The sequence below is a fragment of the Teredinibacter haidensis genome (genome assembly GCF_014211975.1).
GTDB classification, from domain to species: domain Bacteria; phylum Pseudomonadota; class Gammaproteobacteria; order Pseudomonadales; family Cellvibrionaceae; genus Teredinibacter; species Teredinibacter haidensis.
The window spans coordinates 2,592,157-2,610,000 of sequence record NZ_CP060084.1; the positions used below are offsets into that span (position 1 = coordinate 2,592,157).

The 17,844-nt window shown below is 47.3% G+C and carries 5 protein-coding genes and 2 rRNA genes (1 of these 7 only partly in view); 1 reads left to right on the forward strand and 6 read right to left on the reverse strand.

What is annotated here, in order from left to right; genetic code table 11:
* Positions 1–114: 114 nt before the first annotated feature.
* Entirely contained in the window at positions 115–3,615 is a 3,501-nt protein-coding gene (dnaE, locus tag H5715_RS10200; protein ID WP_075185720.1) for a DNA polymerase III subunit alpha, read from the reverse strand.
* Between the two features lie 197 nt (positions 3,616–3,812).
* Between dnaE and H5715_RS10205 the strand changes: the two genes are divergently transcribed.
* The gene (locus tag H5715_RS10205; RefSeq protein WP_075185721.1) at positions 3,813–5,327 is read left to right on the forward strand and encodes a tryptophan halogenase family protein; all 1,515 of its coding nucleotides are present in this window, start codon (positions 3,813–3,815) and stop codon (positions 5,325–5,327) included.
* A 410-nt stretch (positions 5,328–5,737) separates the two neighbouring features.
* On the opposite strand, the gene H5715_RS10210 is transcribed toward H5715_RS10205, so the two are convergent.
* From H5715_RS10210 to H5715_RS10230, 5 genes are all read right to left on the reverse strand, one after another.
* Positions 5,738–7,249 (reverse strand): tryptophan halogenase family protein, encoded by a 1,512-nt coding sequence (locus tag H5715_RS10210; protein ID WP_075185753.1) that lies wholly within the window; start codon positions 7,247–7,249, stop codon positions 5,738–5,740.
* A 172-nt stretch (positions 7,250–7,421) separates the two neighbouring features.
* Positions 7,422–10,553, reverse strand: coding sequence for a TonB-dependent receptor (locus H5715_RS10215; RefSeq protein WP_075185723.1), 3,132 nt, complete (start codon positions 10,551–10,553; stop codon positions 7,422–7,424).
* Positions 10,554–11,199: 646 nt separating this feature from the next.
* Complete coding sequence (locus H5715_RS10220; RefSeq protein WP_185906518.1) at positions 11,200–14,298, reverse strand: TonB-dependent receptor; 3,099 nt, start codon at positions 14,296–14,298, stop codon at positions 11,200–11,202.
* A gap of 968 nt (positions 14,299–15,266) precedes the next feature.
* Positions 15,267–15,382, reverse strand: a 5S ribosomal RNA gene (gene rrf / locus H5715_RS10225).
* Between the two features lie 285 nt (positions 15,383–15,667).
* Positions 15,668–17,844 (reverse strand): 23S ribosomal RNA (locus H5715_RS10230); it runs 692 nt beyond the window's last position.

Consider the following 17,844-nt stretch of genomic DNA (forward strand, 5'->3'; position numbering starts at 1 on the left):
CGTCGCTTTCAAGGCACCCCTGCGTGGGGAGCGCAAGTTTACCACCGGTATGGGTATATCTTAAAGCCTCAATGCGCAGCAATGCAGTGGATAACGGAAAAATAAGTCTCTGCGCTAACGATAGAGGAGTTCCACGTTTTTATGGCCATAAAGCACTCGCAGATCGTCCATTAATTCATCTGTTGGCGCCACGTTCCACTCACTTGACAGGGCGTAGGTGGCGCCCACGTTCGCTTTTTGATATGCCACCGTAAGCTCGCACGCACCTTTATTGTGCGCCTTCAGTACTGTCTTCAATTGATCTGCGTAATCGAGTGGCAACTTGTCACTTTTCCAGGCAAGCCTGATCGCGCGAACACAGGCTTGCCGTGCATCGGTAAGATCAGAAATTTTGTCGGCCCGCATTTTCAAGCCACCGCTATAGTCATCGTTACTCACCTGCCCTTCCACTACCAGCAGCGCATCTTTCACAAGCTTTTCGCGAAATTCATTATAAGTATCCGAAAAGATCGCCGTTTCAATACGCCCAGTACGATCATCCAGAGTAATAAATGCCATGGTATCGCCACGTTTGGTTTTCATTACGCGGAAAGCGACGACCTGCCCGGCAACCGTTTGTTTGTTTTTATCCGGTTTTAAATTGGCAATGCGAGAGGAAACAAAGTTGGATAACTCCTTATCGTATTCATCAATGGGGTGGCCTGTGAGATAGAGGCCTAACGTTTCCTTCTCACCGTTCAAGCGCTCCTTCATACTCCAGCGCCGAACCCGGTGAAACTCCTGATAAACGGATTCAGAGCTATCGCCACTCGGGACAACATCTCCAAACAGGTCGCTCATACCGGCATTCACATTGGCCGATTTCTGCTCTGCTGCTTTCACAGCTTCGGCTGTGGCCACGTACATCACGGCACGATCGTAATCAATATCGAGCCCCGGCCCTAGCTGGTCAAAGGCTCCACTTCGCACCAACGCTTCGAGCGCGCGCTTGTTCACCTTGCGCCCGTCTACTCGGGCACAGAAATCAAATAAATCCTTAAAAGGCCCATCAACTCGGGCGGCAAGGATATTTTCAACAGGCCCTTCGCCCAGCCCTTTAATGGCGCCGAGGCCGTATATCACATTGTCTTCTTCATCGACCGTAAACTGGAATTCACCGCTATTTACATCTGGAGGCAGCAAAGTCAGCTCCATATTGCGGCATTCCTCGATAAAGGTTACGACCTTATCGGTTTTATCCATATCCGAAGACATCGTCGCCGCCATAAAATGCGCGGGGTAATGTGCTTTCAGCCAGGCTGTTTGATAAGACACCAGTGCGTAAGCTGCGGAGTGGGATTTGTTAAAGCCATAGCCGGCAAACTTCTCTACCAAATCGAAGATTTTAATCGCAAGATCCGGGTCGATCCCCAAGCCTTTAGCTCCATCCTCAAAGCTTTCGCGCTGTTTAGCCATTTCCTCAGGTTTTTTCTTACCCATGGCTCGACGCAAAAGGTCAGCACCACCGAGACTATAACCCGCCAACACCTGGGCAATCTGCATCACCTGCTCCTGGTAGACGATGACGCCGTAGGTAGGCTCGAGAATGGGTTTTAGTGTTTCATGTTGGTACTTGGCGTCCGGGTAGGCAACCTGCGCGCGACCGTGTTTACGATTGATAAAGTCGTCCACCATGCCAGACTGCAGCGGACCTGGGCGAAACAACGCCACCAGTGCAATCATATCCTCCAGGTTGTCTGGCTGAAGACGTTTGATCAGGTCTTTCATCCCGCGTGATTCCAGCTGGAATACCGCCGTCGTTTCGGCGCGTTTAAGCATGCTAAAGGTTTGCGTATCGTCAAGCGGAATGGCCGCGATATCCAGGCGCGCTTCTCCCTGTTTTTCGCGCCGGCGGTCGATCATTTTAACCGCCCAGTCGATAATGGTAAGCGTGCGTAGGCCGAGGAAATCGAACTTCACCAGGCCAGCATCTTCCACATCATTTTTATCAAACTGGGTCACCAGTCCGCTACCGGTTTCGTCGCAGTATAAAGGGGCGAAATCAATCAGTTTGGTGGGCGCAATCACCACGCCCCCTGCGTGTTTACCCACGTTTCGGGTAACGCCTTCCAACTGCAGAGCCATATCCCAGATCTCTCTGCCATCACTGTCGGTAGCGAGAAACTCGCGCAGAATTTCTTCCTGCTCATAGGCTTTGTTGAGATTCATCCCAACATCGGGCGGAATCATTTTTGAGAGTTTGTCTGCTAAACCATAGGACTTGCCCTGCGCCCTCGCTACATCGCGCACCACAGCCTTTGCCGCCATCGTTCCAAAGGTGATAATCTGCGAAACGGCGTCACGACCGTAATTATCCGCCACATAGCTGATAACCTTGTCGCGGTCTTCCATGCAGAAATCGACGTCAAAGTCAGGCATGGATACCCGCTCTGGGTTGAGAAATCGTTCGAACAGCAGATCGTATTGCAGCGGGTCCAAATCCGTAATGTTTAGCACATAGGCCACCAAAGAACCGGCACCGGAACCACGACCCGGCCCTACCGGAATTTTGTGATCCTTTGCCCACTGGATAAAGTCCATTACGATCAGGAAGTAGCCGGGGAACCCCATCTGGATAATGATATCCAGTTCGAATTGCAGGCGGTCCAAGTACACCTGTTTCCGCTCTTTATAATCCAGTGCGCTTTCGTCGAGAATCCTCTTTAACCGCGCATCCAAACCTTCACGACAGATTTTTTCAAAAAAACCGTTTTCTGTCATACCCTCGGGGATGGGATATTCCGGTAGATAGTATTTACCCAGCTCAATTTCCACATTACATCGTTTGGCTATTTCGAGCGTATTTTCGAGCGCCTCAGGAATATCCGCAAACAACTCGCACATTTCTGCTGAAGTGCGAAAATACTGCTGATCGCTATACTTGCGCTCGCGGCGGGGATCATCCAGCGCTCTGCCTTCACCAATACACACTCGCGCTTCATGCACCCCATACTGCGAGGAGTCTAAAAAACGAACATCATTGGTTGCCACCACAGGGCAATCGCTTTGTGCTGCCAATTCTACCGCGCGGTGCACGTAGAGTTCATCGTTCTCACGGCCGGTACGCTGCAACTCCAGGTAGTAGGCATCAGGAAAGATATCCATCCAACGCCGCAGCCGCTCCTTTGCCTCATCCAGCTTGCCGGTAACCAACAGCTGCCCGACATCGCCAAACTTGGCGCCGGAAAGTGCTATCACCCCCTCGGCATAATCCTTTATCCACGCCTCCTCTACATAGGGCTCCCCATGGTGCTGCCCTTCTTGGTAGGATTTGGATATAAGCGCCGTAATATTCTTATAGCCCGTCAGCGTACGAGCAAACAGAGTAATAAGTGGTGGTCGTAAATCGTCGTCATCTATGTGTAGGCGAAAATCACAACCGCAAACAGGCTTAACCCCAGAACCCTGGGCCGCCCGGTAAAACTTCAGCAAGCCAAAGAAATTGTGCAGATCACTGATACCACAAGCAGGCATGCCCTCATCAACTACGCGTGCAAGCAAAGGCTTGACGCGGATGATGCTATCAACTAGGGAAAACTCTGTACGGGTTCGGAGGTGGACGAACGAATGGAACATAAACTATTTGTAACTCGGTTGAGGTTGAAACTTCAGGCACTATTTGCCTTGCCCGTGCTTTATACACGCCAATTCACGTTCAGGCCATCGCTAAACTGGTTGAGCGAAGCATAGCTCTTAACTAATTCTTTCCGACAATGGTAGACTTCTCACCGACAAAAAAACAAATAAAAATACTAAAAAGAGAACCTAACCCAATGTCAACCCCCTCTGTAAACTCCATCGTTATCCTCGGTGGTGGTACCGCAGGCTGGATGGCGGCCTCCAGCTTAGCGAAATACTTTACCTCACTAAAAATCCCGATGGATATTCAGCTAGTCGAATCAACCGACATTGGAACAGTCGGTGTTGGGGAGGCAACGTTACCAGGCATTCGGGATTTTAATGCTTCTCTCGGAATCGATGAAGTTGATTTCATCCGTAAAACTCAAGCCACGTTTAAACTGGGTATCGAATTTAAAGATTGGAATCATCTAGGAGAATCTTTCTTTCATCCTTTTGCGAATTTTGGATTTGATATTAACAATGTCAGTTTTCATCATTACATTCGAAAACTGAACGAACTAGGAGACAACCTCAATCTGGAGGACTATTCACTCCCTACTGCACTGAGCAAATTGGGAAACTTTGCTCAACCCCATGCACAACCCTCAACACCTCTCGGCGAGTACCACTACGCCTTTCATTTTGATGCAACCCTATACGCGAAGTATTTGCGTAACTTCGCTCTCAACCACGGAGTAAAGCGGTACGATAATAAAGTTACATCAGTCAATACTAGAGTTGAAGATGGCTTTATTAAATCCCTCACTCTTGACAGTGGCGCTACCATCGAAGGCGATTTATTTATCGACTGCTCTGGGTTTAGAGGGTTGCTTATCGAAGAAACCCTCCATACCGGATATGAAGATTGGTCTCACTGGCTAAACTGCAATTCCGCTATCGCGCTTCAAAGTGAACACGAAGGCGCTCCACCGCCCTTCACTAGCACCCAAGCTCTTGCAGCTGGATGGCAGTGGAAAATACCGTTACAAAACAGAATGGGTAACGGCTATGTCTACTGCGACAAATATATCAGCGACGATGAAGCCATCAACACACTAACAAAGAACATTAAAAATAATTTGGTCGCCGACCCAAAAATTATCAAATTTACTGCCGGTCATCGCCTGAAATGCTGGAATAAAAACTGCGTAGCTCTTGGGCTAGCCGTCGGCTTTCTGGAACCTCTGGAATCTACAAGTATTTCCATGATACAAACTGGAATAGCTAGACTTCTAAAATTTTTTCCTCATAAAGGGTTTGATTCGCATGACACTGAAGAAGTCAATCGATTATGTAAAACCGAGTTCGAGCGTATCCGCGATTTCCTTATTTTGCATTATTCAAATTCGGCGAGATTAGATACACCGTTCTGGAGGGATTGTAACAATCGATCAATCCCCAATACACTTGCGCATAAAATTAGTATTTTTAAAAGCCGCGGCCATCTCATTCACCACGAAGGCGAGTCTTTCCAGGATGCAAGCTGGCTAACGATGTATAACGGGTTTAAAATTGACGCCTCACAGTGGGACGCTCGAGCGAATTATATTGAAATAAACGAATTAAGACACAACCTCGAACAAATGAAAAAATCCATTCAACATGCTGCTAAACAAGCAATTACACATGAAGAATTTATAGCTCGACACTGTCGCTCCCAGGAATAAACATAGTACCGCCCACGTTAAGCGCCTAGAGCATGAAAAAGACCGCTGAAACCCCGAAAAAATTGCCCGCTGGAGCAGAATATTGAAGCCCACCAGCATCATAGCAAAGCCTCAGCAAGACATACGTATGTTGCGCTTTCATTATAAGAAAGCTCTAATCAATACCAGGCATATTCTGCACGAACCAAAAACGTTCACAGGAAAAGTGCACTTTGCAGCTAATGACCGTAGCCCCGAGAAAGCAGTGCAACACAAAATTTGGCGTTTTGACAGGGCCTTTCGGGGCTTCCTAGTAGGAATCCACTGAAGAAATCACCTTCATCCACAAGTAAAAAACGACACGTTTTATCAACAACTGCTCTCACGCGTGACAGTCTATGATTTTATTTTTGTCGAAAAAAAACATATATTTACGCATTGTTTGAAATCGCACAATTATCTGCTATAAAGTTTCCATGCGTGGGGGTTGCTCCAACAGCATCCTGAAGCGCTTTTTTCATTGTTGCGAAACTCGATTTAAGGTACTCCAATTCGTACTTATCAACTCTCGGATCATAGGCCTCCGGTACAATATTGTTACCACTATACAATGCAACCCAACTGGCAGGTTGGAAAATTTCCCATCGATATTTAACCAAATGTCCTCGCTCTTTATAGAGTTTAATCTTATGTGCCAACGTCTCGGGTATGGACATGTTCCGGCAATACGCCCATAACGGCGAATCATCTCTCCCTGTAGCGTGGTAATGCAAAATTATAAAATCACGAACACGCTCGTACTCTAACCGAGCCATGTCATTGAATTCATCGATACAACCTTGTGACATACTTTTATCTGGAAATAACAGTTTAATTCTTTCAATCGCCGTTTCAACCAACGCAATACTTGTACTCTCCAACGGCTCAAGAAAACCAGAAGACAAGCCAACAGCAATACAGTTTTTGTTCCATGCTTTTTCTCGCCGCCCAGGAATAAACTTGAACATCCTAGGATTATCAAGCAACTTTCCTTTTATATTGCTCGTCAGTACGTGAGCAGCTTCGTCGTCGCTAATATGATGGCTTGCGTATACATGCCCATTCCCACACCTATGCTGCAGCGGAATATTCCACTGCCAACCAGCTTTGTGTGCTGTTGAGCAGGTATATGGCGCAGGTTCCCCATTGAGTTCACTTTGTACCGCAACAGCCCTATCACACTGCAGCCACTCACTCCAATCGACAAATCCTGTTTGCAACGTTTTTTCGATAAGTAACGCTCTAAAGCCTGAGCAATCAATAAATAGGTCCCCAGATATTTCGGCACCCCCCTCTAGACACACTGACGCAATAAAACCATTCTCCGGACACAAATTAACATCCTCTATTTTTGCATCAATACACTTAACCCCCATGCCTTCAGCATATGCTCTTAAATGTTTAGCGAAAAGCGATGCATCAAAATGCAATGCCCAGTCAAAGATGGACAGTGTAGAAGGAGGATTGGGGGAGGGAGTAGTGAATTTTCCATGTTTTGCAAGCGTCACCCCCAGTGAATAGTCTCCGATATCGGTCATATCACCAGTTTGCCTTACTTTATTCCAGTAGTGGTGAAAGCCAACGCCACCCAGATCTTGCCCAAACAAACCGAAAGGCTGGAAAAAGGAAGAATCCTCGGTGTACCAGTTTTTAAATTCAATACCCAATTTACACGTTGCGGCCGTAGCTTTTATCACCTCCGAGTCAGACATTCCCAGATCAGCATAAAAGCGACGTATAGTTGCGATTGTCGCTTCACCCACACCAATCGTACCGATATCAGATGACTCAACGAGGGTAAAATTTACGGTTTTCCCTAGTGACTTCACGAGGCTGGCAGCCGTCATCCAGCCCGCCGTTCCGCCTCCAACAATCACAACATTTTCCACTTTATTATCAGTCATTTCGAACCCCAAATTTTTATTTTTAGACATTGCCCGTCTGTCTTAGACCTCTATTCACGATAGAAAAGGATTAGTTTTACCACCTTTTAAATAAAAAAACCGCCGCAAAAGCTTTTTAGAGCTCCTGCGGCGGCTTCTAATTCAACCAACTAAAATCAGGTTATTTCCTTCGTTAGAATCGAGCGCGGACACCCATGGTGTATCGTGGCTCATAGTAATTTTGGAAACCATACTGATCTTCGAATTCAACATAGTAGTCTTCAAACTCACCGGTAATGTTGGTTCCGCTAGCGTAGATGCTAACTTCATCCGTAATATCGTAACTTGCAGATATATCAACATATGAGGTTGGCGATTGATACAAGTTTAAAGCACCCGCCGCAACGCCCTGAGTAACCAAACGCTCGCTACGATAGTTGTAGGCAATACGCGCCTGGAACTTATCAGCTTCGTACCAACCGACTAGATTGAACTGTTGCTCAGAGTTATCTGGGAACATGTTCTTGTCACCGTATATATCTTCCCCAGTCCCTTCACTAGGAGAATAAGTGTAGTTGGTATCGAAACCCATGTTGGCTAAGAACCCGTCATCGATGAAGTCACCCAACGATAACTTGGCACTCAATTCCCAACCAGACAAGGTTCCACCTTCACCCTGCACATTTAGATCTACATTAATCTGGCGACGAACAACACCATCGGCGTCTGGCTGCCACTGCATTTCGGAATCGCCTTCAACGAAGCTCTCGATATCAACGTTGAAGTACGCAATGCTGACCATACTGGTCTCACCCATATACCATTCAGCCGATACATCGACGTTGGAAGAGCGCCATGGATCTAGCTGTGGGTTACCATTAGAGCTACCGCCAGATACGATAAACTGGTTAAACGTCTCACTGTTTGAATCAGAATCAAGCGCTGTATCTAGTGTCAAACCATCACCGTACAAGTTCAAATCGAGCGGTGTCATAGCCTCGGTGTATGCAAAACGCAAAACGATATCATCCGTGGCCTGGTACGCTACGTTCAACGTAGGCAGAAAATCGGAGTAGCTACGCTTGGTTACAAGATCACCCACATCATACTGAGTATTACCATAGGCTTTGTTAGAACCACCTCTGTTTTGCTTAACGGTCAGCTCAGTTTCAATTACTCGAACGCCTAAGTTACCGCTGAAAGCACCGGATTCGAAATTGCCCTGCACGTAGTAAGACAGGTCATTCATATCCACGTCAAAAGTTGAACCGGGAACGGTATGACGCGTAGTTGAACCAAATACGCGGTCGTGGAAAGCTTTTGGATCGTCGTAGTCTGCAGGGTCAACAGCCCAGACGCCGGGAATACCATTTACCGGGCCGAAATCGGTTACCCACTTAACATTGTTATGCTGATCCAGAGGAACTCCATGTAGCGCTACATAACCAACAAACTCACCGTCAACCATCTCACCATCTTGACATTCACCGGATGTGGTTGAGTTTAGAATTACATCAGTTGCCTTCCACTGAGCTTCACAGCCAGCGTTATGGAAGGGGGAGAACAAGTTAAAACGCTCGAATTGAGTTGAACGGTTTGCCAAACGAACCCCTGCATCAACGCTTGTGATAAAACTTTCTTCAAAAGCGTAGCTGCCCTTCAAGCTGAACACATCCAGCTGGCCCTCAGAATCTTCATTATTTTCTGAAGAGAAAGCACCGACGTTGTAACTTTCCAGGTTGCTCATGTAGGTGGCCATGGTTTGCGCGTTGGCACCGGTACCCAAACCGCCATCGATAGTCCGATCAAAACCGCCCCAAGTTGGGTGCGTACCACTAGTATCGAGTGTCAACTGAGGAGCCAAACCAAAGGTAGACATACTGTCTGGGTTGGCAGCGTCGTAACCCGGATTAGCCTTTGTACCAGGGTTCAAACCGTAACCCAGGGGGTTGATTTCCTGATAACACCCGCCCAAATCACCAACAATCTCTTCACCATTGGTACAAAATTCGGCAGGCAGGAAGTTAGTCGTACGTCCCAGAGTTGCCAGGCCGTTTGTTAAATCGCCTTCGTTGTAACCATGACGCTTCTCTCGACTAGCATCGCCCATTATGGCGCGGAAGCTACCGGTGAAAGCACCGCTGTTATCATAATCAAGTTGAAGGTTGACATTTTTCGAGCGGGAGAAGTAAACGTCGTTCTGAGTAAAAGATTTTATGCGCTTAGGTGAAATTTCAGCAGCAGTATAACCGGTGAAGCTAGTCCCCGTGTCGAACTCAGCAGTAGGCATGATCCACTCATCACCCTGCCACTTGTTTGTAGCACTCAAACCTATTTTTCGGTTGTATTCATCCTGCTCGGTGTAGAACAAATCTGCGATAAGTGTAAACCCGTCTCCCAAATCAGCCTGGAAAGAACCGTTAAAGCCAAGACGATCTCGCTCTGTCTCTTGATTCCAGGCCGCAAAGCCTTGCTCACCCAAATATGTGCGACCCAGGTTGGCCATTTCATAATCCGGTATAGGGTCACCATTGCCGTCAAGAATTGGATTACCTGACGCATCGCGCTGAACATTACCATCACGGTCAAAGTCAACGCCGGCATCACTACCTTGACGAGTCCAACCTGCATCCCCAGGGCTACCCGTGTTCAAACCGTTATAAGAGTTGGAGAGTGTCGCGTTGGAATAGGTAACAGAAGCCAACACACCAACTTTATCGTTTTTCCAGTTCACCAAACCACTTAGTAGCGGGCCAGCCTCGGCAGTCTCAGAGCCGTATTGCACCTCTGCATTGCCTGCAATGGTAAGACCGTCAGTAAAATCGAACGGACGATAGGTCCTGAGGTTGATAGTACCTGTGATACCAGAGTTCCCCAGATCAGCAGTTGCAGCTTTATAAACATCCGCGCCTTTAAAAAGCTGTGAAGGAATATCGCTGAAGTTTGGCTGAGTGGAAACCACGGAGCCGGCGCCGAGGTACTGCTCACCATTCAGCTGAGTTACAACTTGTGGTAAACCACGAATATTGACGGAACTGCCCTCACCGGCAGAACGACGGATTTGAACGCCAGATATACGCTGTAACGAGTCAGCGATGGTTACGTCCGGCAATTTACCAATATCTTCCGCAGAAATAGCATCCACGATCGTATTGGACTCGCGTTTAGCATTTATCGACGTTTCAATAGACGCGCGAATACCTCGCACGATAACTTCTTCTTCCATCTCTTCTTGAGCAACGGCATAGCCGGCAGAAGCGAGTAGGCAAGAAGAAATACTCGTAACAAGTAATTTTTTCTTGAATAGTTTTGGATTGGCTCCCATAGGTATCTCCTCAGCACTTTGGCTTATTTTTGTTGTATAACCGTCAGCCCGAAGACGAATTGTGCGCCAACGAGAGACAGGTGATCCATTTACCATTTCTATTTACTTCAGCCGTAAAGGCGCCTGAAGTAAATGTTTGGATAGAGTTAAATAGGTTTAATTTTTATTGTGCGGGGTTGACGCCAGACACTGCGTATGCATTTTTTTTATTTACGCAATGAGCCAACGACTTACATTCACCCCCAATCGGAGAAATACACTATTACATTCGTTTTTAAAGTGCAATAGTTATATTGATTGCATATATGAGCGCCAACATATAAGCGTGCGTGATATTGAATATTTATTGGTGGGCAATAGCAATTTCAGCCATTCAGAAAAATTGAGAGCCTTACGTGTACCGTAAGATTAAAAAGCGTTTTGAGTATTTCTCAACCAACCAAACTGTCGAGCCGACTTGATTTCTTCTATAACTTCCCTTCGAGACAGCGCCTCCATAGAGTTTTGTTTTCATGTATCTTTGTAAGACTCAACAATCAATCTACACTTCACCTAGTTTCTGAAGAAAAATAGCTGTATTGCTAATTTACAACGGCAAAAAAAAACGCGCCCGAAGGGCGCGTTTGAAGAGGTTAATATAAAAGGCTTAGAATTTAGCGCGAATGCCCAAAGTGTAGCGAGCTTCGTATTCACGCTGGAAGGCGTAGTTATCTTCCCACTGCAAGTAGTACTCTTCGTAGCTGCTTGTTATGTTGGAGCCATTGAGGTAAACAGTCACGTCATCCATAACATCGTAACTTACCGACATATCTACATAACTGATTGCGTCCTGATAAAGCGGTAGAAACCCACTTACCTGACTAATAGCATCGAGGCGTTCTGAGCGATAATTGTACGCAACACGCGCTTGGAAGCCACCGGCTTCGTACCAACCAATTAGGTTGACCTGGTGCTCGGAGTTGTCAGGAAACTCCAGTTCATCACCATACACATCAACCTCCTGTTGAGTAGAAGGCGAGAAGGTATAGTTGGCATCAAACCCAAAACCACTGAAGAAGCCATCAGACATAAAGTCTGACATTGCCAATTTACCGCCGATTTCCACACCAGAGACATCACCGCTATCACCCTGCACTGGCGTGCTCACGCTAATATCGGTATAGCCCGTCTCGTCGGCAACCGTCATCTGGGTAGATCCCGCTTGAACGAAGCTATCGACATCCACCATAAACAGCGAGATATGAGCCATGGAGGCCTCACCGGCGTACCATTCCAGACCTATGTCATAGTTGGTGGACCGCCAGGGTTCCAGCGCAGGATTACCATTGGCACTACCGGTAGTCGCGCGGAACTTGCCGTGGTTAGCACTTCCGGGCTCATCCACTCGGGCGAAGTTAACCGATAAACCATCACCCCACTGATTGAGATCCAGAGGCATCATATTCTTCGCCCAGGCAGCGCGAAGAATCACATTATCGGCAAGATCCATGCTGGCGTTTAAGCTGGGCAGCAGATCGTAGTATGTGCTGCTGGCATACACATCACCATCATCGATGTTGGTGTTGCCGTTTTCCATCTGGTCGCCCATCACGTTTTGCTTGATGGCGAGTTGAGTTTCAACGGCACGCAAGCCCAGATTACCGCGCACATTGGCGAACTCGAAATTACCCTGCGCAAACAGCGAGTTTTCTATAAGCTGAACTTCGTAAGAGGTTCCTGGAATCATTTGCTTGGAAGCATTACCGTACAACATTTTTTGATAGGCTTCGGGGTCATCCAGATCGTTCGGATCTGCGACCCAAACACCGGGCAAACCAGTGGCGCCACCAAAATCGGTCACAAATTTTACATTATTATTAGCATCTAGAGCCGTTGGTGGCAATGCGGTGTAACCCACAAAATCGCCATCTACAATTTCACCAACGCTACAGTCACTATCTCCTCCGAAACTTACATCGGTGGCCTTCCACTGGGCGGCACAGCCATCAGCCATCACCTGGCCGTTTTCGTCTGTAGCCCCGGCATAGAAATTGGAAAACAGGTGGTAGCGATATTCCTCAACATTCCTTTGAGAAAAACGAGCGCCAAAGTCAAGGCTGGTAAAGAAACCGCCATCATCAAATTTGTAACCGCCGTCAAAACGCAAAATTCTTAATTCCGCAGTTGAGTTTTGGTTATTTTCTGACACTGATGCGGCCACATTATAACTATCTATGTTGGCTAAATAACCTTCCAGCGTTGTACCGGCTGCTAACCCGCCGTTCATAACCTGATCAAAGCCGCTAAATGCGGGATGATCGCCGGACGTGTCGTAGACGAGAGCGGGATTAACGTTGTCGTCGCCAACACCGCGCCAACCGAGCGGATTAGGTTCAACATAGCAACCACCATCATCGCCTACAGCGTCTGCTCCGTTACAGTATTCCGACGGGTAGAAAGTGCCTGTACCGGCTTCGGAATTCCAAATACCGGTGGAGTTACCGTCCATGGTATCGCCTTGTACATAGCCGTGACGTTTTTTGTTTGTGCCTTCGGCATAGATGAAGCGAGTTGAACTGGTAAACTTACCGCCGTCATCGTAATTCAGCTCAAAATTATAGTTTGCGGAATCGGTGAAGAAAATATCGTTTTGTGAAAACGACTGTATACGGCGGGGTGAGATATCTCTCGACTCAAAGCTTAGCCATTCCATACTTCTGAGGTCTGGCGCGGCGTCGGGGTCGCTTCCGTAGTCTGCGAAGTCGATTGTGCTGTAGGCGCCGGTGTTCTGGGGAGATATAGGATTAGCCCAACGTGAGCCACTCCATTTATCGGTAATGCTGACACCCTGTTTGCGGTTGTACTCTTCTTGATTAGCAACAAAAACATCGGCGACAAATTCAAAGCCTTCCCCGAGATCCGCCTGGAAAGAACCGTTAATACCATAACGCTCTCGCTCGGTGACCTGGTTCCAGGCCGCAACACCTTGAGGAACGGCATAATTATAATCTAAACCGTCTTGAGGACCCCAATAATTGTGTACATTGTTCATCCACCCTGCATCACCACTAGCGGCACCCGTATTAACACCGTTGTAGTTGTTACCAAGATTTACGTTGGCGTAGGAACCAGAAACCATGAAGCCGATAGTATCGTTATTCCAGTTAACCAAACCACTCATTACAGGATCGGTTTCACCTGTATCGGCACCACTCTGCAACTCAAAGCTGAGTGATCGGGTTAAACCCTCACCGAAATCCATAGGGCGCCAAGTTTTTAAATTAATTGTACCGGTTATACCCGCCGCACCGTTATTCGCTGCGGCCGATTTATAGATTTCTGTCCCTTTAAATAGTTGCGACGGTAAATTACCCAGCTCGGCTGTAGAAGTTGTTAAGGCGTTTGCAGCTAAAAATGATTCGCCATTTAACTGGGTAGCGACCTTGTCTAGACCACGAATATTAATCTTGCCGCCTTCACCGGCACTGCGACGAACCTGAACACCAGATACGCGTTGCAATGAATCGGTAATGGTTACGTCCGGCAATTTGCCGATATCTTCCGCTGAAATGCCATCTACAACCTGAACTGCATCGCGTTTCATGTTGACCGCATCGGCCTGCGCACGCTTAATACCAGTAACAAGCACTTCTTCCATTGCTTGAGTGTTTTCCTGTGCCGCTACCGTCCCGGACACTCCGGCTAAACACGATGCTACAGCGACGTACAATAATTTCCTGTTTAAAGTGAATGAGTTAGCTCCCATAGTTTTCTCCTTAGCACATTTAGATTTATTGTTGTAAAACTTCTCCACACGCCAAAAACAAGGGACACGTGGTGAGGTATATTTTTATCTGTACTGTTTCGAACTGACCAACCAAAGGAGCAAAAAGGAGTTTCCTTTTAGCTCATCAGCTCTTATAAAAATATTTTCCCAGGCCAATCATTTGGGAATTAGAACGAACAAGATAGTATGAAAATAGCAAGGAAGTGCGCGCAACACAAAAACATCTATTGAATATAAATGCTCACGGTTAAAACAAACGCTGCCCGACAGTTTTAGTAATAACAACTTACGCGTCTTCCAATTTTTATTATTGAAGTAAAAAACACTTTTACCCCCAATCTGGAATCAGATTAAATATAAATAGTGGGCAATTAACAAATAAATAGAGTGAATCACCCGAGGCAAGTACATACATAGGACTTGTTGACTTATAGATCCAAATACCTGTCAAGGTAAAAAGGCTCTCCATTAGTTTGAACTACTACGTTTATTTCATTATTCATTCATAATTATGATGCATATACGTTTTTCGATATTTTCAAATAATGCCATGAATTTTATGGGGATGACATTTACTTTCTCGGTAACATTTCGAGAGCATAGAAAGAACGAAGTTTAGCCAATTTTAATGTACGCGATAGTTACTAATTTATGGCATTAAGCCTTCATCGTCCGTGAATTCATAAGTTGAAGACATAAAAAGCCCGAGCGGGGGCCCAGTGGGTAGCGTGTGAGTTTTTATATACATTGACGTCTAGAGCAATCAGAGGCGGGAAGGGGGAGCATAGCGAGGCGATGGGATAGGCAGAACCGTTAGATATTTCTCTATCTGAACCCTGATAAAGGCGCGGGCTTTACCTCCAGATCCAGAATAGGTCGTTACAGGTCATTTTCTCGCGCACAGTAAAACGCCCCGACCATTTCTGATCGAGGCGTTTTTGTTTGAAGCCTGACGATGACCTACTCTCACATGGCGAAGCGCCACACTACCATCGGCGATGCATCGTTTCACGTCTGAGTTCGGGATGGGATCAGGTGGTTCCAATGCTCTATTGTCGTCAGGCAAACCAGTATCACTTCAACTCTTTTCAGCGGTTAACTACTGGCCTCCAACTTAACAGGAGACTTATCGGAAATTGCGACGAACAATTTCAGTGAAATAAGGGGAAATGAAAGAAGTTTTCAACACTGATTTAAGCGTTTAAGTATCTTATCCAGCTGTTATTAAACAGCACTCGATGAATGAGTAGTCACTCAATTATCGCTTGGAATTGTAACGTCTGATGTTTTCTTCATCAGTTTTGTCGACTTAACTTATTCTCAGCGATGACACAGTCATCTCTGTTATATGGTCAAGCCTCACGGGCAATTAGTATCGGTTAGCTCAACGCCTCACAGCGCTTCCACACCCGACCTATCAACGTCATAGTCTTTAACGGCCCTTCAGGGGGTCAAGCCCCAGGGAAAGCTTATCTTGAAGGAGGCTTCCCGCTTAGATGCTTTCAGCGGTTATCCCTTCCGAACGTAGCTACCGGGCAATGCCATTGGCATGACAACCCGAACACCAGAGGTTCGTTCACTCCGGTCCTCTCGTACTAGGAGCAACTCTTCTCAACTTTCCAACGCCCACGGCAGATAGGGACCGAACTGTCTCACGACGTTCTAAACCCAGCTCGCGTACCACTTTAAATGGCGAACAGCCATACCCTTGGGACCGGCTTCAGCCCCAGGATGTGATGAGCCGACATCGAGGTGCCAAACACCGCCGTCGATGTGAACTCTTGGGCGGTATCAGCCTGTTATCCCCGGAGTACCTTTTATCCGTTGAGCGATGGCCCTTCCATACAGAACCACCGGATCACTATGACCTACTTTCGTACCTGCTCGACTTGTCAGTCTCGCAGTCAAGCTGGCTTGTGCCATTACACTAACCTCATGATTTCCGACCATGATTAGCCAACCTTCGTGCTCCTCCGTTACTCTTTGGGAGGAGACCGCCCCAGTCAAACTACCCACCATGCACTGTCCCCAATCCCGATAAGGGACCTAGGTTAGAACCTCAAACATATCAGGCTGGTATTTCAAGGTTGGCTCCACATAGACTAGCGTCTACGCTTCAAAGCCTCCCAGCTATCCTACACAAATAGGTTCAAAGTTCAGTGCAAAGCTGTAGTAAAGGTTCACGGGGTCTTTCCGTCTAGCCGCGGGAACACAGCATCTTAACTGCGATTTCAATTTCACTGAGTCTCGGGTGGAGACAGCGTGGCCATCGTTACGCCATTCGTGCAGGTCGGAACTTACCCGACAAGGAATTTCGCTACCTTAGGACCGTTATAGTTACGGCCGCCGTTTACCGGGGCTTCGATCAAGAGCTTCTCCGAAGATAACCCCATCAATTAACCTTCCGGCACCGGGCAGGCGTCACACCCTATACGTCCACTTACGTGTTTGCAGAGTGCTATGTTTTTAATAAACAGTCGCAGCCACCTGGTCACTTCGACCACCAATAGCTTAGGGAGTAAATCCCATCACCATCAGCGGCGCACCTTCTCCCGAAGTTACGGTGCTATTTTGCCTAGTTCCTTCACCCGAGTTCTCTCAAGCGCCTTGGTATTCTCTACCTGATCACCTGTGTCGGTTTACAGTACGGTCGTCTGTTACCTGAAGCTTAGAAGATTTTCTTGGAAGCAGGGCATCAACCACTTCGCCCAAAAAAGGGCTCGTCGTCAGCTCTCAGCCTTAAGGGTCCGGATTTACCTAAACCCTCAGCCTACTACCTTAAACATGGACTACCAACGCCATGCTGGCCTAGCCTTCTCCGTCTCTCCATCGCAGTAACAGCCGGTGCACGAATATTAACGCGCTTCCCATCGACTACGCATTTCTGCCTCGCCTTAGGGGCCGACTAACCCTGTCCCGATTAGCGTTGGACAGGAAACCTTGATCTTCCGGCGTGGGGGTTTTTCACCCCCATTATCGTTACTCATGTCAGCATTCGCACTTCTGATACCTCCAGCATGCTTTACAACACACCTTCACAGGCTTACAGAACGCTCCCCTACCATGCCCTAAGGCATCCGCAGCTTCGGTTATCAATTTGAGCCCCGTTAAATCTTCCGCGCAGGCCGACTCGACTAGTGAGCTATTACGCTTTCTTTAAAGGATGGCTGCTTCTAAGCCAACCTCCTAGCTGTCTAAGCCTTCCCACATCGTTTCCCACTTAATCGATATTAGGGACCTTAGCTGGCGGTCTGGGTTGTTGCCCTCTTGACTACGGACGTTAGCACCCGCAGTCTGTCTGCCGTGATTGTACTCCTCGGTATTCGGAGTTTGCATGGGGTTGGTAAGTCGGGATGACCCCCTAGCCCAAACAGTGCTCTACCCCCGAGGGTAAGACACGACGCACTACCTAAATAGTTTTCGGGGAGAACCAGCTATCTCCGGGCTTGATTAGCCTTTCACTCCGATCCACAAGTCATCTCCTAACTTTTCAACGTTAGTGAGTTCGGTCCTCCAGTCAGTGTT